This window comes from Bacillus sp. LL01 (genome assembly GCF_001037965.1).
This window is the reverse complement of record NZ_LFEL01000002.1, coordinates 1-20,086: the sequence shown is the minus strand read 5'-3', so window position 1 is coordinate 20,086 and position 20,086 is coordinate 1. Positions and strand designations below refer to the sequence as shown.

Here is a 20,086-nt window from a genome sequence, read left to right as displayed (position 1 = left end):
CGTATGTTGAAAAAGTTGAGACTGAGGCCTCTCATTATATTGCTCGTTTGTCTGGTTGTCGTGTTATCTCTATTAATAACGGATATATTGGTAAATCAGCATGTAACCAAAACAATAAAGGAAGATCAAGAAGAAAAAGCTAAAATAATAGCCAGGATGGTGGCAAAAGATGATAGGGTAAGGCAGGGGCTGATATCTGAAAAAGAAGCTTCCGATATACAGCCCTATACTGCAGAGGTTTTGGAGACGACAGGAGTATTATTTATTGTCGTAATGGATATGGATGGTATCCGGAAGTCGCATCCAAATGAAGAGAATATTGGCCTTCCTTTTGAAGGTGGAGACGAAAAAACGGTACTCGAGGGGAAAGAAAGTACGTCCATTTCCAAAGGGACAATGGTGACTTCTTTGAGAACCTTCACTCCTGTTTATGATGCACAAGGGAGTCAGGTTGGTGCTGTAGCAGTTGGAATCTCACTTGAAAAGGTGGAAGATTCAGTTTTTGCAAGTCATTTGAAACTACTTATCGGTTCTTTCATCGGTTTAATGGCCGGATTGATTGGTGCCATATTGATTGCAGCCTATATTAAGAGGACATTATATGGCTTGGAGCCATTTGCCATAGCTAAAATCCTGCAGGAAAGGGACACGATGCTCCAATCTGTACGGGAAGGGGTTATTGCTGTAGATAATGAGGCCAGGATTGTTCTCGTCAATAAATCTGCTCTTGCTATATTCCAAAAGGCAGGACTTGAAGGAAATCCGGTGGGAATGAAAGTAAGTGAGTATATGCCGAGTTCCCGTCTTGATAAAATACTCGACTCTGGAACGCCTGAATTCGACGAAGAACTGGAAATAAACGGGGTATCATGCCTGGTCAACAGGGTTCCACTCATAGTGGACGGTCATGTAGTAGGTGCCATTTCAACCTTCCGTGATAAAACAGAGGTGAATTTCCTTGCTGAACAACTGACAGGTGTTAAATCATATGCGGAGGCTTTACGGGCTCAATCCCATGAATTTATGAATAAGTTGCAAGTCATTTTGGGCATGGTGAGAATGAAAAATTATGACCAACTCACAGGCTTTATTAATGAAACGGTTCAAAACCGCCATAAGGAAATCGGCGTTGTCACGACCAAGATTGATAATCCGGTGCTATCAGGCTTCATTCTTGGCAAGCTAAGTTATGCCAGGGAATGTGGAGTGCAACTGACAATAAACACCGAAACGTCGATTCCGGAACCTGTACAATCAAATACCATTCATGAACTGATTACAATACTCGGAAACTTAATCGATAATGGCATCGAAGCGCTCAAAAGTAGTGAAGTTAAGAAAATAAATGTCGGGCTATCTCTTAAAGAACAAAGACTTACCATTGTTGTGGAGGATTCCGGTACCGGAATAAGGGACATGGTTCTTAAAAATATCTTTTCAAAAGGATATTCAACAAAAGGGCCGAACCGTGGATACGGGTTATTTCTCGTGAAAAAAAGCGTCGATAAATTAGGTGGGACGCTTGTAGTGGATACGTTCCAGAACAAAGGAACAGTATTTCATATAGAGATACCATTGGAGGTGAACAGCAATGATTAAGGTATTAATTCTGGATGATGATCCAATGGTAGCGGAATTCAACAAACGATACCTTGAAGAACTGGACGGCTTTATTTTGGTGGACATTGTTCACACGCCTGATGCAGCCCAGGAAGTTTTGCAGAATAAAGAAGTGGATCTCATCTTGCTTGATAATTTCATGCCCGGGCAAACCGGTCTGGAATTATTGCGGAATTTAAGAGTAATCCAAGCCCGGACGGACGTCATTTTTATAACAGCTGCATCTGATGCTCAAACAATTCAGTCGGCTTTAAACTATGGAGCTTTCGATTATCTCATCAAACCTTTTGAATTTGATAGATTCAAGCAGGCTCTTCTAAGATATAAAGAGAAATGGACGCTTTTATCCGAACAAAAGGTTTTTAGCCAAAAAGAACTTGATCAGCAGATACTCCACCAGCAACATCAAGCTATGGAAATGGATAATCTCCCCAAAGGATTGACAAAGGCGACCTTAAAAGTGGTGATGGATGCAATACAACTAAAAAAATACGATTCCTTTTCCACGGAGGATATTGCAGAAATCACCCAAATATCGAGAGTTTCCATCAGAAAATATTTAAAATTCCTAAAAAGTATCGGTGTACTTGGTGAAAGAATGACCTATGGCACCATCGGCAGGCCCATCTATCAATACGTCTACAAGGAAATGAATGTGGATATTCTTTCAAAGTACTATTAAGAAGTGACCAAACATGGTCACTTTTTTTAATTACAAAACTCATATATTAGTTTATTAATCTATGAATAGCCAATCTTTCCAAGTAGGATGAAAAAAAGTGAAAGCGATTTCTTAAAGGAGAGATGGAAATGAAGGGAACAAATTTGAAAGAGAAAGCTCTGAATCTACACCGTGAGCACGCTGGAAAAATAGCTGTTGTAAGTAAAATAGACATCCATACAGAGGATGACTTGAGTTTAGCTTACACACCTGGTGTAGGAGACGTCTGCAAGGAGATTGCAAAGGATCCAAGTAAGATAAATTCATTGACATCACGAGGTAACATGGTTGCCGTTGTGACAGATGGTACTGCAGTGCTTGGTCTCGGAGATATCGGTCCTAAAGCTGCGATGCCGGTAATGGAAGGGAAAAGTATCCTGTTCAAGCAGTTCGCAGATATTGACGCATTTCCCATCTGTTTGGATACAAAGGACGTGGATGAAATCGTCTCTATCGTTAAAGCACTTCAGCCAACCTTTGCGGGTATCAATTTGGAGGATATTGCAGCACCAAGATGCTTCGAAATTGAAGAAAGACTTAAAAAAGAGCTGGACATTCCTGTATTCCACGATGATCAGCATGGTACCGCAATCGTTGTATTAGGTGGTTTGATTAATGCATTAAAGCTAGTAAAGAAACCGATGGAAACGACTAAAATCGTCATTAACGGAGCTGGTGCTGCCGGAATTTCCATCGCAAAGCTGCTGCTGACAGCCGGATTTGCCGATATCACCCTTGTCAGCTTGGAAGGAATTGTTTGTGAAGGGCTGGATTGGTTGAATGATAGTCAAGCTGATATATCTAAAAGAACCAATCTGCATCAAATTAATGGAACGCTTAATGAAGCAATTTCAGGTGCAGATGTATTCATAGGTGTTTCCGGTCCCGCAGCTTTGAATCAGAGCCATATTATGAAAATGGCAAAAGATCCGGTTGTCTTTGCTCTTGCAAATCCTATACCTGAAATCTATCCGGAAGAGGCACTTGCTGCAGGGGCTGCCGTGGTTGGCACCGGGCGCTCTGATTATCCTAACCAGATTAATAACTTATTGGCTTTTCCAGGTATATTCAGAGGAGCTATTGATTCCGGAGCTACCAATATCACAGAAGAAATGAAAATTGCTGCTGCATATGCCATTGCAAAAATGATCCCTGAAAAAGAATTACGCGCAGACAATATCATTCCAAGAGCATTGGATAAGCAAGTGGCAGTGGAAGTATCAATGGCTGTCGCAAATATTGCAAACAAGAAATCCGACCGGTCAAGTTCTGTATCCTAATTGATACAGAACTTGATGCTCAATAATTTGAAAAAGGGAGTTGTTTTAAATGGAGCAAGCTGTAAAAAAGACCACAGAAACTCTATCTTCCAAAAACGATACCAAAATCTATTCCATTCCCCAAAAACAAGGTGTAAGCATTTTTAATATACCCATTCTTTGGTTCGGGGTATTCCTTGTTCTGACAGCTCTGGCTGTGTACACGGATAATCTCCCAACTGGTATGATAGGTGCTCTTCTAGTCATGGTAGTGTTTGGTGAAGCTTTGGGATGGATCGGCGACCGTCTGCCCATCATCAAGACTTTCCTCGGCGGAGGAGCCATTGTAGCCATTTTTGGTTCCGCTTACATGGTCTATAGCGGTTTGTTACCTGAAAGTGTTTCTACTTCCATCAATGGCTTTATGACAACAGGTGGATTCCTTGATTTTTATATTGCAGCCTTGATTACTGGAAGTATTTTAGGAATGAACTCCCAAATGCTTGTAAAGGTAGGCGTTCGATTCTTCTTACCGATTATTGGTGCGGTGCTTGGCGCAATGGCTATCGCCGCGATGGTCGGAATGATGGTCGGATTCACACTCCAAGAAGCGGTGTTAGTGATTACCTTGCCAATCCTTGGAGGGGGAATGGGTGCAGGAGCAGTACCTATGAGTCAAATCTATTCAGAACTTTTAGGAAACAGTCCGAGCTATTATATATCTATTCTAGTGCCAGCATTAGCCCTCGGTAATGTATTTGCCATTGTACTTGCAAGCGCATTGAATGTTTTGGGGAACAAGTTGCCAAGTCTCTCAGGTAACGGGGTCTTAATGAAAGGTTTTACGTATGAAAAGACGACACCAAAATATGAAATAGGTAAGATGGGTGCCGGAATGGCTGCAGCACTGACTTTCTTTACAATCGGGTACTTGCTTGATGTATGGATGCCGTTACATCCATATGCTATCATGATTATTTTGATTGCCATCGTAAAAATAGCAAACCTTCTTCCATCATCGGTTGTAGAAGGAGCGAGCCAATGGTATCAATTTGTCGCAAAAAACTGGACCTTGGCATTACTATTTGGTATTGGTGTAGCATACACAGACCTTGATGCAGTTCTAAATGCACTGAGCGTACAATACATTCTGATTGTAGCAGGTGTCGTGGTTGGAGCTGTCATCGGAGCGGGAATTCTAGGGAAACTGGTAGGGTTCTATCCAATCGAATCAGCGATCACCGCCGGCCTATGCATGGCAAATATGGGCGGAACAGGGGATGTTGCAGTACTATCAGCTGCAAAGAGAATGGAACTGATGCCATTTGCTCAAATCTCTTCAAGGCTTGGAGGAGCGTTGATACTTCTTGGTGCTGGATTGATTATTCCTTTGTTTTTATAGTAATGAAGAAAAGCCCGGATGAAGATCGCCGGGCTTTTTTCATCTATTTACTCTGAATTGTAAAGTTTTTTTAAAAAAAGAGTACGGATTGATGTTATTTTGAAAGAAAGTGTAGTATAATCAAATAAATAATTCTTTATAAAGAACGATAAGAGGGGTGAAGGAGAGGGATAAATTGTAAAATAGAATGGAAATTTATTTTTTTTTAGCATAATGTTCTTTATAACGAATAATGTATGTGGATATATAGCAAGGGAGATGCCAAAGGGTTTGATTTATACAGATTCAAGTAAACTGTTTTAGGAGGATATTATGGACGATAGAATGAACCTGAAAAAATTTATTCAAGTTTTAAAACGGAGATTCAAAACGATTATAGTAACTTTCCTTTGCCTTTTTTTACTCACAACAATTGTATCTATATTCATTGTTAAACCAACCTATGAAGCTACCTCTACCATACTTGTCGGAAAACTGGAGAGAGAAGGAGGGGCACAGGGAGAAATCAATATGCTTCTGGCTTCGACAATGGACTTGCTGAAAAGTCCCATTGTACTGAATGAAGTAAAAACTAAAATGAACCTTACAACCGACCTTGAGGAAGAGGTTTCCTTACAAAATAATAAGAACTCGCAGATCATCAATGTGCTTGTGAGGGATCACGATCCGGAAATGGCGAAAAAAATTGCGACCAGTATCTCTTCAACAGCAGTGACGCTCATGATGGAGTCCTTCAATGTAGCAGATATTCAAGTATTGAACGCAACAGAGATAGAGCCCGAAGAGGTGGGGAGCCTTACTTTGAACCTGGGAATCGGCTTTGTAGTCAGTGTCTTCTTAGGAGTGGGGATGGCAATGCTTCGCGAAGATCTTGATGATGCCATCAAACATTCCAAAGAAGTGGAAGAAATGATAGGCATTCCAGTTCTGGGAACAATCAATTTAAAGCAGAAAATGCGAATTCCTTTAGTGGTGGATGAGAGAGGCCAAACTAGAAAATTAGTGAAATCGAAAAGCAGGAGGGAAGTACGTGTTTAAAAATAGATGGGGCAAAAAACTATCACTGAAGGAAAACATGATAAGTACGGATCAGATTAGAATCATCCGGACCAATATTGAAGATGAATTGGAGAAGGACAGTATATTACTGACAATAACTTCTCCCAATCTGGAAGAGCAGAAGGCATTGATTTCTGCCAAATTGGCAATTTCATTTGCTGAATTGGGTAAGAAGGTACTTTTGGTAGATGCCAATATAAGAAGGCCCTCCCTCCACAAGTACTTCAATGTCTACAATTCCAGTGGATTGGTAGATGTCATTAAGGAAAAAGGGAGTATCAACTTATTTGCTAAAATGACTTCAACACCCGGACTTTTCCTTCTGCCGGCAGGCGCATCTAAAGAGAACGTTTCCAATACCGGTCTCCTTAATAGAGCGGGAGAGCTGATGACGGACTGGAGCCAATTTTTCGATGTAATCATACTTGAAGCTCCCTCTTTCTTAAAGTCATCCGATGCCCATATCCTATCCAGAAAATGTGATGGCGTCATCCTTGTGATAAAAGAGCACAGTACTAAAAAGGATGATGCACTTCAAACGAAGCACTACCTTGAAAGGTCGAACAAAAAAATTGTAGGTGTGATCTATCAAACAGCTTAGTGGCAGAAAAGCTGTGACCATAAGGGGCACAATAAGATGAAACAAAAAGGTAACTCCATCTCGACCAATATCTTTCACTTGTTCTACAGCACAGCCCTTAGCAGTGTACTGAATGCAGGGGCACTTATCATACTTGCCTACTACCTGCAATCCTATCATTATGGATTATTCAGTGTGGTATTGGCGTTCGCGATGATTATGTCATATTTCACGGATGCGGGATTGAGTGATATCGTGCTGAGGGAAGGTTCAGTAAAAGGGGCGGATGTCTCTGTTGTCATTTCCTCCTACATAAAAATGCGCGCAGGGTTGTTAATAGTGACTTTTGCTGTAGGTTTTCTATTGATAGAGATCCTGCATGGCAACAACGCAGAATTAATACGGACCGCTTACTTTCTTGTGCTTCCCATGGTTACCGGAGTTGCCATGCAAAGTATTGGTATTACCTATTTTCAATTGAAGGAAAAGATGCAATATTGCGGACTGATCCGTATTATCTCAGCTATATGTTTAGTCAGTTCCATACTAATCGGAATGCTCTTTTCGTTGAGTCCTGTTACCATCTCTTCCCTTTATGGTTGTTCTTACTTGGCAGGCGGGCTATTCGGGATAGCGATGCTTATAAAAAGCATGAAAATTAACTTTAGGGGTAAGTTCCATAAAGGACTACTACAGAATCTAGGTTCGTTCACTCTTGGAGGACTATTATTTGTCCTACTTCCCCATCTTGGTCCTCTTGTTTTAGAAAGAACACTTACGTTGCAGGAAGTTGGTTTATTTGCTGTTGCGTATCGGATTCCGCAAGCACTGCAACAGATTCCTTTCATTGTGGCGGGTGCCTATTATCCGGTTTTATTCCAACATTTCAACCACCAACGATTAAAAGAACACCTATCTCTGTTGATATCTCAGACCAAGATCATGGCTTTGATAGGCATGGTGATGACTATTCCTTTTTACTATTTGTCAGAGATTATTATTGGTCTATTGTTTGGGGAGAATTGGCTGGAGGCGGTCTTGCCTTTGAAAATACTTTCCATCCTGTTAACTCTGCAAGCAGTTAATATCTCGCTTGCAGATGGACTGACTACTAGAGCCCGTCAACTTTATCGCACTTCTGTTCAATTGGTCGCTGTGATTATAGGGATTATTCTTTATGTATTTTTCAGCAGTCAATTTGGCTTAATTGGAGCAGCCTTTGCCGGAATCACCATTGAACTTGTTACACTTATTGGGTTTTGGCTATTTACAGCAGAAAGAGGGGAGGTGGCCAGAAAGGTATTAGTGCCATACTTGACCTTATTCATGGTATTACTTGTCCTTTTCGAGTATTTCTTGCACATCTATCCAATCCTAGCCGTGATTTTGCACCTTGTCAGTTTATTTTCGTTTCTTATCCTAGATAAAGAACTAAAAGAGAAGCTGAAGCTTTTTATAAAAATTGCACTTCAAAAGAAATGGAAGAAGCAGCATGAAAATGAAAGGGGGATGGAAAATGGATAGTAGTCTTCAAATAAAATCTCAACCGTACCGGTTCACTATTTTTTTGATGATACTGCTAGTTACTTTGGCGAGATATAGTATTCCATTAGGCTTTTCATTAAAGCCTTATATGGTTTTTCTATTAATATTCATTTTTATCCATCTGTCATCTTTCTATTTTCAGCGTCTGCAATCTTTTGAGGTGGCGATGCTACTCTTTTATTTCATCTATTGCTATTCGGGAGCTTTTGCTTTACATCCTGAATCCAGTCTAAGAATAATATTGGGAATCACGCTTTATTTAACATGTTATTTCATCATGAAATCCATATTGAGCTATTCCAGTCCCAAAGTGATTGAAGAGGGAATATCCTATGCAGGAATTATCTTCAACGTTGCAAGTCTGATCTTTTACGTATTAGGAATTAGAAGTGCAAACGTGGAATTTGAGGGTGAAAGGGTATTAGAATTTGGAGTGATGGTAGACCGGAGCTACCCTAGGTTAATCGGGCTGTTGGAAGATCCCAACTTTTTTGTATTCTATAATACTCTCTTTTTTGCCTACTATATATGTAATCCACACACTTGGAAGAACAGATTAGGATTAATGCTGTGTATTACAGCAAATCTTCTTACTTTTTCAAGGGGGGGATTAGTGGCGTTGGTAATCATGTTTATCATATACCTAGTATTGAACAAGCCGGTAAAACAGATCAAAATTCTGTTAGGTTCCCTTCTATCGTTAAGTCTGTTGGCATACATCGTCATAGTTCAACTGAAATTCGACATGTTGGGAATAATCGATTCAAGGTTTGAAGATTTTGCAAATGATGGAGGAAGCGGTAGATTCGAATTATGGGAGAGGGCATGGGATTTCTTTTCCAACAATATGATTTTGGGAATAGGAGCCTTCAATTTTTCGAACTACAATCTTTTTCACCATAATGATACGCTGACAGTCCATAATACATTTCTGGATATTTTATCTGAATCCGGACTTGTGGGTATTTCTTTTTTCCTAGTATTTATTTACTTGGTTTTTATTCAATTATGGAGATTCAATGTTCACCGGGTAAAACAATATTTATTCTTAGCATATATCGGTTTTGTCCTTCAAATGATGTTTTTATCCGTCATTATCAATGATATGTTTTTCATGTATATTGCTATTCTTTCGACCTTTCTGCATTCCATTCAACGAGAAAGGTCCAATAAAAAGGATGATATCAAACATCAATTAGAGGCTTATCCACCCTTGAATAAACGTATCAGTTAGTAAAAGGAGGTGTGAAAAATGAATGTACTAATTGTCACAGATAAGCTGATTATGGGTGGTGCGGAAAATTATTTTTGTAAGTTGGAGAATGAGCTCTCCCACCCTCATTTAAACTTCTACTATGCTTCAGCCACTGGAGAGCTTTACAAGAACATTCAGGAGAAACAAAGATTTACTTTGCTGCATAAAAAAAACCACTTTCGAAATCTATGGATATTGTGGAAATTAATGAGGAAAAAGAATATCAAAATCTATCATGCAAACAGTTTGAGGATGTTATTCTATGCTGCTGTATTAAGTTGGATTATCAAAAGTAAGATCAGCATTATTTATACAAAGCACAATGTGACTTTGCTGGAAAAATACTTTCCATTATTCTTTAGAAAGTTTCTTAATAAGTACACCAGTAAAATAATCACTGTAAGTGATTTTGAAAAGTATCAGTTAATAGATCTTGGTATTGAAAGCAGAAAAATATGTACGGTCTACAATGGCGTTGATCTGAAACAGTTTGATTATCGCCGTAAAAAAAACCTCCCTCATAAAAAAGTTGGTATTCTCGCAAGGATTTCAAAGGAAAAGAACCATGACTTCTTTTTGGAAGTGGCAGATGCTTCCCGCAATCATCCCAATATAACTTTCCACATTGCAGGGGATGGGCCGGATGCCCATGTGCTGCAGCTACAGATCGAAAAGCTGGGCCTACAGAAAAAGGTACAGATGCTAGGAGCGGTTAATTACCCTGCAGAGTTTCTTTGGGATATGGACATTCTTTTGGTTACGTCGCATAGAGAGGTTTTCCCCATGGTGGTTCTCGAAGCGATGGCTGTAGGTACCCCGGTCGTATCTATTGATAGAGGCGGAATAAATGAAGCGATTGAAAATGGCAAAAGCGGTTACTTGGTTTCAACACATTCCAAGGAAGAGTTTTGTAACAGAATAGAGTATTTACTTGCCAATGAGTTGATAAGACTGCAACTAATTAAAGAGGCACGAAAAAAAGTGGAGTTGAATTTTTCCTTAAATAAGATGATAGAGTGCACTTTGGAAGTGTATTTACAAGTCGCTGGAGAGAAAATCGACAGCCAACCAAAAGGATTGTCCACTCAAATAAAAAAGCGCTCTATGGTTATGGAGGTGCCGAACCATGATGGATAAAAGAAAAATGATTCGCTTTGCTATAACCATGAAAGGAAATTGTCTCGAACATTGGAAGTTGGATTGTATCAAACTATTAATGACCATGCCGGAAGTGAAGCTTGCCATGATAGTAGAAACTCCGGAAAAGCCTGTTGTAAGAAAGCAGTCTCCGCTTTACAAGATGTATCATTCGTTTGTCAGATTAAGAAGCAAGTTGTTTAAGAGGGTTCCACCTCCAGATAATTTTGGAAAGGTTCCCAAGATCCATTGTACAAACTTTGCAGACCTTGAAACCCCCTACAGTAAAGAGGATGTGGAATTCATAAAGGGGATGGACCTCGATTTCATTCTTCATTTAGATGAAACAGGGATTGATGGAGAACTCCTAAACGTGACCAGATATGGTGTTTGGACATTCCGGTATGGCCAATCCGAGAGATGTCCAAAAGTTCCTGGAGGTTGGCGGGAAATAAGGAATAATGAACCTGTCACTGAGGTAGGCCTCTATCGATTAACTGGTAATCCGCAGGAATGGATTCCTTTGAGGAAGGGATACTTCGCCACTGTATTCCATTCTTTTCGAAAAAACAAAGAAATGCTTTGTCAATCTATATTAAATTGGCCTGCTCTTGTATGCAAAGAAATTTTTGATTATCCAAGTCAACACAAGGAAAAAAGCATCCAAGTAATCCCAACAACGATATCAGAGAATGAATACCTTACATCAACAGTTGAAACAGTCAAATTTATTGCTGCTACTTGGAAACATAAAGCTTGGAAATTGTATAGGAAGCTCTTCTGTTATGAGTTTTGGAATGTTGGTATTGTGCATAAGCCAATCCATTCGTTTCTAAACGATAAGCATCCCATTATTGACTGGTTAGTCCCTGAGAATAATTGTTACTTTGCAGATCCGTTCGGATTGAAAGATGAAGACGGTATCCATATTCTAATGGAGGAAGTTGATCATAAAGTGGTCAAGGGCTATATTTCCGGCGTCAGTATGAAAGGGGAAGTCAGAGGAAGAGTTGCTCAAGACTGGAGCCGTTCTGTGATGAAACTTGAAAGCCATATGTCCTATCCGTATTTATTGGAGTACGGTGGGGAAGTGTACTGTATTCCGGAAACATCCGAAGCAAGGGAAGTCGCGGTATATAAGAAGGTGAACGGAAAATGGGTAAAATTCAAGACAATTCTTAAGGAGTTTGCGGCTGTGGATTCCACGATTATTCATCATGGTGATTACTGGTGGTTATTTTGTACAAAGGCAGGTTCAAGCCCGCAAAGTGATAATAGTGAACTACACATCTATTTTGCAAAAGAACTATTTGGAGACTGGAATCCACATCTTTCTAATCCGGTTAAAGTGGATATTCGTTCAAGCAGACCAGCAGGGACGCCATTTTTACATGACAAACAAATAATACGTCCAGCCCAGGATTGTTCAAAAACCTATGGTGGGAGAATTGTACTTAATAAGGTCACTGCCCTGACAATTGATAAGTTTGAGGAAGTTACCGTTTCCCCTGTGGAGCCTAGAGACGATAGCATGTATCCCGATGGTGTCCATACTATTTCATCGGTCGGTGATATAACCGTATTGGATGGGAAGAGGTTTGACTATAGCATGTTTCATCTTTTCAAGAAGCTCTATAAATACAAACCGATGAAGGAAGTGTCATAAGGAAAAATATTTAACTTCGCGTTCGTTATTGAGCACAAAATGATCCTTTTTCGATAATTAAAATGAATTATTATTGTACAGAATCTCCCCTCATGTAAAGAAAGGAGTTTAGTGAAATGAATATCCATTTCAGTAAACGATTAGAGAAAACGCTATTGATTGGGATGGATGTATCCATATTGTATTTTGGGTACTTCCTTGCTGCATATTTCTATCAACAATTAACCGGTTTTGAGCCGAACTCCAATCATACCTTTTTGTTAACTACATTATGTATCCTTACCTTCTACTTGTTCGACCTGTATTCAGACTGGAAGAGGAAAAGCTCGAGTAATCTATTATTCACTATTTTCCTTGGCATGATGGTCTTCACCTTTTCAACATGGATGTTTACATTTTTTCTTCCACACGTGGTGGACGCAAATGTATTGTTGACTGCTTCGTTTCTTCAATTTTTTTTAATAGTGACTGCAAGAATTAGTCTTTGGAATTTTAATAAGGTCAGATATGGGAAGAAAAATGTATTAGTAGTTTCCAAATCTAATATGGATGGACAAAAGGTGGCAGAAAAATTCCGTCATCATCACAAAGGGTGGTTTCAAGTGTTGGAAATTGTCACAACCCAAAATAAAGGCTCAATCAAAAAATATCTAAGCCAAATTGATGTTGTAGTTATCAGCCCAGAGGTGCCAAGAAGCATGCAAGCCAGTGTTACCAATTTGTGTATGAGACATGGAAAAGAAGTATTGATTGTCCCCGAGATGTTTGAGTTTGTTTTGATGGATGCTCAAATGCAGCAAGTGGACGATATGATGGTATTTTCGATACCTTCCACCAAGATCAATGGTATCCATAAATTTTTTAAGCGAAGCATGGATATTGTTATTTCTATTAGCATGCTGCTGTTTTTTAGTCCTATTTTGTTGACATTGTACCTCCTGATTCCTTTTACATCAAAAGGACCAGCTTTCTTTATACAGGAAAGAATCGGAAAGGATGGAACACCGTTTCGAATTGTAAAATTCAGGAGCATGATCGAAAATGCTGAAAAAATTACCGGACCAGTATTGGCATTGGAAAAGGATCCTAGAATCACACCTCTTGGAAGGAAGATCCGGGCTCTTAGGCTAGATGAACTACCGCAATTGCTGAATGTTTTAAAAGGAGAAATGAGCCTTATCGGACCAAGACCCGAAAGGTCATTTTTCATCAATCAATTTAAAAAGGAAGTTCCTGAATACGTGGAACGATTTACAGTGAAACCGGGAATAACCGGTCTTGCACAGGTAAATGCATACTATAGTACGACGGTGGAGGATAAGCTTCGATACGATTTAATGTATGTCAGGAATAGCTCCATTATCCTCGACATGAAAATACTATTGCAGACTATCCGTGTTGTGCTACAGCGAAAACAAGCCATGGGTGTCACTGTGAAAGCGGGAGTGGAACGTAAATCGAGTTACAGTGGTATTACGATAGCAAAGCATAATTGATCGTAATTGGAATCATAAAATATGGAGGAAGAGGGATTAGAGATGAAAACAAATTCAAAGGATTTAGTTTCTATTGTCACCCCAACCTACAATGCATCTAAGTATATACTTGATACCATACGTTCTGTCCAAGCTCAAACTCATACAAATTGGGAAATGCTTATCGTGGATGATTGTTCCAAAGATAATACCAAAGATATCATTCGCGAAAAGATGAAGGGGGATTCCCGGATCAAGCTTATTGAATTATGGAAAAACGGTGGACCAGCGCATGCCAGAAACACTGCCATAAATGCATCGGAAGGGGAGTATGTCGCATTCCTTGACAGTGATGACTTGTGGCACCCAAGCAAGCTTGAACGGCAACTGATTTTCATGAAGAAACACGATAGCGCCTTTTCTTATACCGCCTACCGTATCATGAAAGAGGATGGAGAAAGGACGGATGTGGTTTTTCCAGCCCCTCCATCCATCAACTACAGAACGTTACTGATGAATACGGCAATCGGGACCTTGACAGTAGTTCTGAATAAGACGAAGTTGGGCTACTTCCAAATGCAATTGTTCAGGGATTGTTCAGAAGATTACGGGCTTTGGCTTTCCATCTTGAACAAAGGAGTTACTGCCCATGGGTTGAATGAGGAGCTAGCAGTTTACCGAAAATGTGAAAACTCTTTATCGAGCAACAAAATCAAATCCGCCAAAAAGACATGGAACACCTATCGAAAGATTGAAAAGAAGAATGTTGTCGCATCATTCTGGTATTTGATGAATTATTCATTCCATGCCGTCAGAAAGCATTCCAAAACAATTTAGAGTCACGTACCACAGAGGAGGATCCGAAAAATGGCAGCATCAGAAAAAGGTAGAAAACTTTCCATTTTACAAGTTGCTAGAGTCTGTGCCATTTTGCTTGTTGTAATCGGTCATGTGAATGTGTTGTTTTATCGTAATTTTGAATATGACTGGTTTGGACTGGGACGTTGGGAGAGGCTCGGCGGGGTGGATTTCTTCTTTGTGGTTACGGGATTTATGATCTATTATATTTACCATCGTCATTTTGGAGTAGAGGGGAAGGCTAGGGAATTCCTCATAAAGAGGGTTATTCGAATCTTTCCCTTATACGGGCTGTTCACCATAATTCTATTTGGTCTTGCCTTGCTATTCCCGATGTTACATGAACCATACAGCTGGGAACAAATATGGAAATCATTGATACTCTTTCCATCCCAGCCCATTCTTACTTCCGCTTGGTCTTTGAGTCACGTAATCTTTTTCTATTTTATGTTCAGCCTTGTGATAGTAAAGCCAAAAATATTTAAACCTATTATTGGTATATGGGTGCTCACCACCATTCTGTTAAAATCAGACCTCTTTTTTCAATGGGAAACGTTCTTGTTCAGTTTTTCTACTTTGGAAATAGTTGCCGGCACTTTTATCGCTTATGTGTCCATTCTCTATAACATGAAGCAATACGCCAACACATTTCTTACTGTCGGTGTAATTGGTTACTTCGGAATATGGGTAAATCATATCTATAATTGGTTTTCTTTTTATACTCCTATCTTCTATTGCTTCTTTGCTTTGTTGATAGTTTTGGGAATAGCAATTAAAGATCGTATAGAACGAAAAATCCCACCGAGTCTTCTCTTCTTAGGTGATGCCTCATATTCGATATATATTGCCCATGGACCGTTTCTCGTTTTTTACATGCTTTTGTTCAGAGAAACACTTCTTATCCACTTACTTGGATACACTTTGTCAATGGTAATTATCACTACCATGACAATAGTTTCTTGTAGCTTCGTCTTTGTTTGGATTGAAAAGCCGATGAATGGTTATTTAAGAAAGGTGATGATAAAGGAGCGGGAAGAGGGTGCGGTAAGCGTGGGGAAGCAAGAACGGAAGGGAGCCTGAATGGAATAAAGTATATAATTAAAGGTTAAGCGCATAGAAAAAGGCACCACTACAAAGTAGTGGTGCCTTAATTATGGAGCGGATGGGATTCGAACCCACGACCCCTTCGCTGCCAGCGAAGTATTCTCCCACTGAACTACCGCCCCAGTAAGACTGAATTCATTTTACCAAAAAATCTTTCTTTTGCAAACAATTTTAAAAATGTTTTTAATCCATGTTTTCCACTTCGGCCTGGATGACACCTGTTAGTGACTTCAGTTCATAGTAGACATCTGTGGTGTACACGATTTTCTTGGTTGTGATGATGCAAGTTAGAACAATATCGTCTTTTTCCTCTTTTACCTTGACTCGTTTAATCGCCAAGTTTTTATAATGGATTTCCTTCATGACTATGGTCAGATCGACATCTTTTTCGAGGTAGATCTTCACTTTAATTTCTTTTTCTTTCAGTTTCTTCGGTCCGATCTTATCAAAAAGAGAAGGGATGACCTTCACACCAAGGATGATAAAGATAACACCGAAAGCACCTTCGATGAAGAATCCTGCGCCGATTGTAATTCCCAATGCTGCGGAAGCTAATACCAATGCCGCTGTGGTCAAGCCGGAAATGGCTTCATTACTTCTGCGGAGAATCACGCCTGCTCCCAAAAATCCAATACCGCTAATTACATATGAAGGAATACGTCCTGGATCCATCGGTCTGGAATATTCCTTGGAGTAGAGGAATGCGGATTCATAGGAAACAATCGTCAAAAGGCAAGCCATAACCGAAACAATGACACAGGTTTTTAATCCGAGAGGTTTGCCTTTCAATTCCCGTTCCAATCCTATAATAATTCCAGCTACAGTCGCGAAGATCAATTTTACTACGAAATCGTATTTGTATATATATTCTAAGAATAATTCCATAACGCCCCTCCTGAAAAAATACTATAAAATTACTTTAATAATAAATTATATGTTAGAAAATTATAGCAATATTCTGTACAATTAGAAAGTATAATTGAAAAACTCTGATACTGTGGGTGAAGGTTAATGAACAAGTGGTTTAATCCATACGTTGCTCTCGCGGTAGGTGTGGTTACTGTTTCCACATCCGCAATTTTTGTCAAACTGGCGGATGCCCCTGCGGGAGTAATAGCTTTCTATCGATTACTTTTTTCTGTGATAATTTTATTACCCATATTTTTATATAAATATGTGGGGGAGCTGAAAAATATTACGAAACGGGATTGGCTTTTCTCAGGTCTGGCCGGTGTGTTTCTGGCGTTTCATTTTATTTTATGGTTTGAATCCCTGAACTATACTAGTGTAGCAAGTTCGACTGTACTTGTGACCCTTCAGCCTCTGTTCGCCTTTATTGGAACCTATTTATTTTTCCAAGAAAGACTTAGCAAGAAAGCTATAATTAGTGGAATTATGGCGATAGTTGGGAGTGTCGTAATCAGTTGGGGAGATTTTCGAATAAGTGGAATGGCTCTTTTTGGTGATATTCTGGCATTGGTAGCATGTGCGCTTGTAACAGCATATCTTCTGTTTGGGCAGGATGTCAGGAAAAGGCTCTCTTTAATCACCTATACATTTATTGTTTATGGATTTAGTAGTGTTACTTTATTCTTATATGTACTGGTCATGGGTGATTCCTTCACAGGATATGCCTCATCAGACTGGGGTTGGTTCATCATGCTTGCTATCTTCCCGACTTTGTTGGGGCATTCTTTTTTCAATTGGGCAGTCAAATATATCAGCACCAATGTCATATCCATGAGCATTCTGTTCGAGCCAATCGGTGCTGCTATTCTTGCATATTTTGTATTGAGTGAAATAGTGACCTGGACGCAATTTTCAGGAGGAATGCTTGTAATGCTAAGTGTTGGTTATTTCTTAAGAGATAATCGTAAAAACAACCAGGTGGAAATGGTTTTGCCTAAATTGATAAAAGGGGAGGAATAGTATTGGAGATAAGATTAGCGGCACCTGGAGATGAATCTGCTATTGCACATGTTCACGTGGAAAGTTGGAGAACTACCTATAGGGGAATCATTGAAGATAGCTATTTACAAGATATATCTAAGGATAGAAGGCAGCAAATGTGGAAAGGTGCCATTGAACAGGGGTATGAGAAAAGCTGCCTGTTTGTTGCGGTGGACGAAGGGGAGATAGTTGGATTTGCCAATGCAGGACCAGAAAGAACAAATGGTTATGGAATAGATACAGAACTTTTCGCAATCTACCTTCTCAAAGACTATCAAAAGAAAGGGATAGGTAGAAAGCTTGTTGAGCAGGTCGCTAGGTTTCTACAGGAAAAAAACTATCAGTCCATGCTTGTGTGGGTCTTGACGGACAATCCTGGTCGGCAATTCTATCTTTCTCTTTTGCCGGAAAAAGTGGAAACTAAACTGATAGGTATCGGTGGAGAGCACTATGAAGAAATTGCATTCGCTTGGAGGGACCTTAAAGAGTTACTCTCCAAGTTAGATAAGTAAACAAGCCGACATTAATGATCGGCTTTTTTTACTATGTATTTTTCAGTGGAGCCTGGTGGCCATGATCGCAAAAAACATCGCAAGAGAAACACTCGCAATGAAACCTTCTCCACGTATCTTTCCTTCTTCATTACTTATACGCAAACCTTCAAAGTATGAAAATAAAAACAGACCGAGCGAAGTTAACAAAGCTACTGAAAATGCTGCGTATTTTATCATATCCATATTTTATCCCCCTGCTTTATTAATTAGGCTCTGTTAAAGCAGAATGTTAATAATTTAGACATTTTAGTTGTTGATTGTAGCACAGGGCGAAGACTCCGGCGGGAGGTAGCGCTTAGGGGAGACCCCGCAGGCTTGCCGAGGAGGCTCCACAAGTGCCCCGCGGAAAGCGAAGCCCAGTGCGAAAATCAACAGTGACGGTTAACAGAGCCATTAATTAATAGATTATATGAGACTGTTTAATAGAACATTCTAGTATTTTTACACATTAAAAAAAGCTGACCATGGTGGCCAGCTTAAGCAATGGAATTATTAAAGGTGAATATACGTGGTACTGTTTTAATTAATAAGACCGTCACAATAGTTGCAATAACAAAGCTAGGCAGCATGAATGATCCATTATAAAGTAATGAATAAAGCCATACTGGCTGTCCGTCCGGTGCGAGATATCCGAAATAAATTACTCCTGCGGCATAATGAGCTATGAATCGAAGAAAGCATCCAATAAAGGAAGCAATAGTTACATAAATTACAAGCTTCTTTAGATTGTTTTCTTTCGCAGAGGTTACAACTTGTTTTGCTAAGATTCCAGCAAATCCAAGCGAAGTGAATGCTACTACATAATCAAGGAAAATTTGCACCGGATTAATTCCCAAAAATGTACCGGTTACAATCTGAAGTAGCCCTAGAATAAATCCGGATAAAAGGCCACCTTTCATTCCCCAGCGAAATGCCATAATAAATACTGGCACCATGGAGATAGTTATTGCACCACCTTGCGGCCAAATCTGTAATGATAAGACTCCGGCCAACAAGTCTAGTAAATAGCCAAGTGCTCCAAAAATGGCAACTTCTACAAGAAATAACGTGTTATTTTTCTTCATGATAATCCCCCTAAAAAATACAAAATAAAAAAAGCAATAAAGGAGGGCTCCTTTATTGCTTAAGTAGAATAAGTAATAAATACGCCACATCCCTACGATAGTACTAACTAACAGGTTCAAAGGGTCAGAACATCAAGTTCACTCTCAGCCATAAAGGCTCCCCTCGTGGAAAAAATTCGTTTGTCACTTATCATCATACATAAACTTGTATTAAACGACAACCTTTTTCAACCTATGCTATTATCCTGAAGTCTCATAAGGAGCATAACAATTACCTGCAGGGAGGGCTGATAGAAGTCAGCTTTCTTCTATGTTATTATTAGAAATGAAAATTCTAACTTTAATTAGATTCTCTAACTTGAAAACATTTCAGAAAAAGTATTGCAATATAGTTGTTGGGATGGTATATTTAATCTTGTCGCTTCGAGCAGTCGACGTTGATATAGCAACAAAGCACTTCTAAAAATAATTAAAAAATCGCTTGACTTTAAATGTACAAGTTGTTATGATTAGGAAGTCGCTTTTAAGCGAAACTTGTAAAAAAATGATCTTTGAAAACTAAACAAAACAACAGCGTCAAACGTTGATCCTACGGGATTAACAAATGAACGAAAAGTAAGACAAGCTAGCAAATTTTGAGCAAAAGCTCAAACTCTTTATTGGAGAGTTTGATCCTGGCTCAGGACGAACGCTGGCGGCGTGCCTAATACATGCAAGTCGAGCGGACTTCTTAAAAGCTTGCTTTTAAGAAGTCAGCGGCGGACGGGTGAGTAACACGTGGGCAACCTGCCTGTGAGACTGGGATAACTTCGGGAAACCGGAGCTAATACCGGATAA

At 39.5% G+C, this 20,086-nt stretch carries 18 protein-coding genes, 1 tRNA gene, 1 rRNA gene and 1 riboswitch; of the genes, 16 read left to right on the top strand and 4 right to left on the bottom strand.

What is annotated here, in order from left to right:
- Positions 1-3 precede the first annotated feature (3 nt).
- From dcuS to AB685_RS06530, 13 genes are all read left to right on the top strand, one after another.
- Positions 4-1,599 (top strand): DcuS/MalK family sensor histidine kinase, encoded by a 1,596-nt coding sequence (gene dcuS / locus AB685_RS06590; protein WP_047969807.1) that lies wholly within the window; start codon positions 4-6, stop codon positions 1,597-1,599.
- Positions 1,592-2,302 carry a response regulator gene (locus AB685_RS06585; protein WP_047969806.1) on the top strand — a complete coding sequence of 237 codons (711 nt, stop codon included), beginning with the start codon at positions 1,592-1,594 and terminating at the stop codon, positions 2,300-2,302. Before dcuS ends, AB685_RS06585 begins: the two co-directional genes overlap by 8 nt.
- A 128-nt stretch (positions 2,303-2,430) precedes the next feature.
- Positions 2,431-3,621 (top strand): NADP-dependent malic enzyme, encoded by a 1,191-nt coding sequence (locus tag AB685_RS06580; protein ID WP_047969805.1) that lies wholly within the window; start codon positions 2,431-2,433, stop codon positions 3,619-3,621.
- 49 nt (positions 3,622-3,670) lie between these two features.
- Complete coding sequence (locus AB685_RS06575; protein WP_047969804.1) at positions 3,671-5,002, top strand: 2-hydroxycarboxylate transporter family protein; 1,332 nt, start codon at positions 3,671-3,673, stop codon at positions 5,000-5,002.
- A gap of 312 nt (positions 5,003-5,314) precedes the next feature.
- Complete coding sequence (locus AB685_RS06570) at positions 5,315-6,040, top strand: Wzz/FepE/Etk N-terminal domain-containing protein (RefSeq protein ID WP_047969803.1); 726 nt, start codon at positions 5,315-5,317, stop codon at positions 6,038-6,040.
- Positions 6,033-6,662: a CpsD/CapB family tyrosine-protein kinase gene (locus tag AB685_RS06565; protein ID WP_047969802.1), complete on the top strand. Its 630-nt coding sequence runs from the start codon at positions 6,033-6,035 to the stop codon at positions 6,660-6,662. Before AB685_RS06570 ends, AB685_RS06565 begins: the two co-directional genes overlap by 8 nt.
- A 36-nt stretch (positions 6,663-6,698) precedes the next feature.
- Entirely contained in the window at positions 6,699-8,165 is a 1,467-nt protein-coding gene (locus AB685_RS06560; RefSeq protein WP_047969801.1) for an oligosaccharide flippase family protein, read from the top strand.
- Positions 8,158-9,420: an O-antigen ligase family protein gene (locus tag AB685_RS06555; protein WP_047969800.1), complete on the top strand. Its 1,263-nt coding sequence runs from the start codon at positions 8,158-8,160 to the stop codon at positions 9,418-9,420. Before AB685_RS06560 ends, AB685_RS06555 begins: the two co-directional genes overlap by 8 nt.
- Before the next feature lie 18 nt (positions 9,421-9,438).
- Positions 9,439-10,578, top strand: coding sequence for a glycosyltransferase family 4 protein (locus AB685_RS06550; protein WP_082153537.1), 1,140 nt, complete (start codon positions 9,439-9,441; stop codon positions 10,576-10,578).
- Complete coding sequence (locus AB685_RS06545; RefSeq protein ID WP_047969799.1) at positions 10,568-12,244, top strand: hypothetical protein; 1,677 nt, start codon at positions 10,568-10,570, stop codon at positions 12,242-12,244. The genes AB685_RS06550 and AB685_RS06545 overlap by 11 nt, the downstream gene beginning before the upstream one ends.
- 116 nt (positions 12,245-12,360) lie before the next feature.
- Positions 12,361-13,740 carry a sugar transferase gene (locus AB685_RS06540; protein WP_047969798.1) on the top strand — a complete coding sequence of 460 codons (1,380 nt, stop codon included), beginning with the start codon at positions 12,361-12,363 and terminating at the stop codon, positions 13,738-13,740.
- Between the two features lie 42 nt (positions 13,741-13,782).
- On the top strand, positions 13,783-14,556 hold the full coding sequence (locus AB685_RS06535; protein WP_128755814.1) for a glycosyltransferase family 2 protein: 774 nt from the start codon (positions 13,783-13,785) through the stop codon (positions 14,554-14,556).
- A gap of 30 nt (positions 14,557-14,586) precedes the next feature.
- Entirely contained in the window at positions 14,587-15,657 is a 1,071-nt protein-coding gene (locus tag AB685_RS06530) for an acyltransferase (protein ID WP_047969796.1), read from the top strand.
- A gap of 74 nt (positions 15,658-15,731) precedes the next feature.
- On the opposite strand, the gene AB685_RS06525 is transcribed toward AB685_RS06530, so the two are convergent.
- Both AB685_RS06525 and AB685_RS06520 read right to left on the bottom strand, forming a co-directional pair.
- Positions 15,732-15,803: transfer RNA gene (locus AB685_RS06525), tRNA-Ala, on the bottom strand.
- A gap of 61 nt (positions 15,804-15,864) precedes the next feature.
- A complete protein-coding gene (locus AB685_RS06520; protein ID WP_047969795.1) occupies positions 15,865-16,566 on the bottom strand; it encodes an MgtC/SapB family protein in 702 nt (233 codons plus the stop codon).
- Positions 16,567-16,692: 126 nt separating this feature from the next.
- Here AB685_RS06520 and AB685_RS06515 point away from each other — a divergent pair, with 126 nt between their 5' ends.
- Both AB685_RS06515 and AB685_RS06510 read left to right on the top strand, forming a co-directional pair.
- Positions 16,693-17,610: a DMT family transporter gene (locus AB685_RS06515; RefSeq protein WP_047969794.1), complete on the top strand. Its 918-nt coding sequence runs from the start codon at positions 16,693-16,695 to the stop codon at positions 17,608-17,610.
- A gap of 2 nt (positions 17,611-17,612) precedes the next feature.
- Positions 17,613-18,143 carry a GNAT family N-acetyltransferase gene (locus AB685_RS06510; RefSeq protein ID WP_053073741.1) on the top strand — a complete coding sequence of 177 codons (531 nt, stop codon included), beginning with the start codon at positions 17,613-17,615 and terminating at the stop codon, positions 18,141-18,143.
- A gap of 42 nt (positions 18,144-18,185) precedes the next feature.
- On the opposite strand, the gene AB685_RS06505 is transcribed toward AB685_RS06510, so the two are convergent.
- Both AB685_RS06505 and thiT read right to left on the bottom strand, forming a co-directional pair.
- A complete protein-coding gene (locus AB685_RS06505) occupies positions 18,186-18,368 on the bottom strand; it encodes a hypothetical protein (RefSeq protein ID WP_047969792.1) in 183 nt (60 codons plus the stop codon).
- Positions 18,369-18,661: 293 nt separating this feature from the next.
- A complete protein-coding gene (gene thiT / locus AB685_RS06500) occupies positions 18,662-19,249 on the bottom strand; it encodes an energy-coupled thiamine transporter ThiT (RefSeq protein ID WP_047969791.1) in 588 nt (195 codons plus the stop codon).
- A gap of 72 nt (positions 19,250-19,321) precedes the next feature.
- Positions 19,322-19,423, bottom strand: a riboswitch (TPP riboswitch).
- Positions 19,424-19,905: 482 nt separating this feature from the next.
- On the opposite strand from thiT, the gene AB685_RS06495 reads away from it, so the two are divergent.
- A 16S ribosomal RNA gene (locus AB685_RS06495) occupies positions 19,906-20,086 on the top strand; the annotation flags it as partial.

Coding starts and splice junctions, on each gene's coding strand:
- AB685_RS06540 (WP_047969798.1), top strand. CDS start 12,361: ATGAATATCCATTTCAGTAAACGATTAGAGAAAACGCTATTGATTGGG.
- AB685_RS06570 (WP_047969803.1), top strand. CDS start 5,315: ATGGACGATAGAATGAACCTGAAAAAATTTATTCAAGTTTTAAAACGG.
- AB685_RS06515 (WP_047969794.1), top strand. CDS start 16,693: ATGAACAAGTGGTTTAATCCATACGTTGCTCTCGCGGTAGGTGTGGTT.
- AB685_RS06545 (WP_047969799.1), top strand. CDS start 10,568: ATGATGGATAAAAGAAAAATGATTCGCTTTGCTATAACCATGAAAGGA.
- AB685_RS06550 (WP_082153537.1), top strand. CDS start 9,439: ATGAATGTACTAATTGTCACAGATAAGCTGATTATGGGTGGTGCGGAA.
- AB685_RS06530 (WP_047969796.1), top strand. CDS start 14,587: ATGGCAGCATCAGAAAAAGGTAGAAAACTTTCCATTTTACAAGTTGCT.
- AB685_RS06575 (WP_047969804.1), top strand. CDS start 3,671: ATGGAGCAAGCTGTAAAAAAGACCACAGAAACTCTATCTTCCAAAAAC.
- AB685_RS06585 (WP_047969806.1), top strand. CDS start 1,592: ATGATTAAGGTATTAATTCTGGATGATGATCCAATGGTAGCGGAATTC.
- thiT (WP_047969791.1), bottom strand. CDS start 19,249: ATGAAGAAAAATAACACGTTATTTCTTGTAGAAGTTGCCATTTTTGGA.
- AB685_RS06535 (WP_128755814.1), top strand. CDS start 13,783: ATGAAAACAAATTCAAAGGATTTAGTTTCTATTGTCACCCCAACCTAC.
- AB685_RS06580 (WP_047969805.1), top strand. CDS start 2,431: ATGAAGGGAACAAATTTGAAAGAGAAAGCTCTGAATCTACACCGTGAG.
- AB685_RS06520 (WP_047969795.1), bottom strand. CDS start 16,566: ATGGAATTATTCTTAGAATATATATACAAATACGATTTCGTAGTAAAA.
- dcuS (WP_047969807.1), top strand. CDS start 4: ATGTTGAAAAAGTTGAGACTGAGGCCTCTCATTATATTGCTCGTTTGT.
- AB685_RS06555 (WP_047969800.1), top strand. CDS start 8,158: ATGGATAGTAGTCTTCAAATAAAATCTCAACCGTACCGGTTCACTATT.
- AB685_RS06560 (WP_047969801.1), top strand. CDS start 6,699: ATGAAACAAAAAGGTAACTCCATCTCGACCAATATCTTTCACTTGTTC.
- AB685_RS06505 (WP_047969792.1), bottom strand. CDS start 18,368: ATGGATATGATAAAATACGCAGCATTTTCAGTAGCTTTGTTAACTTCG.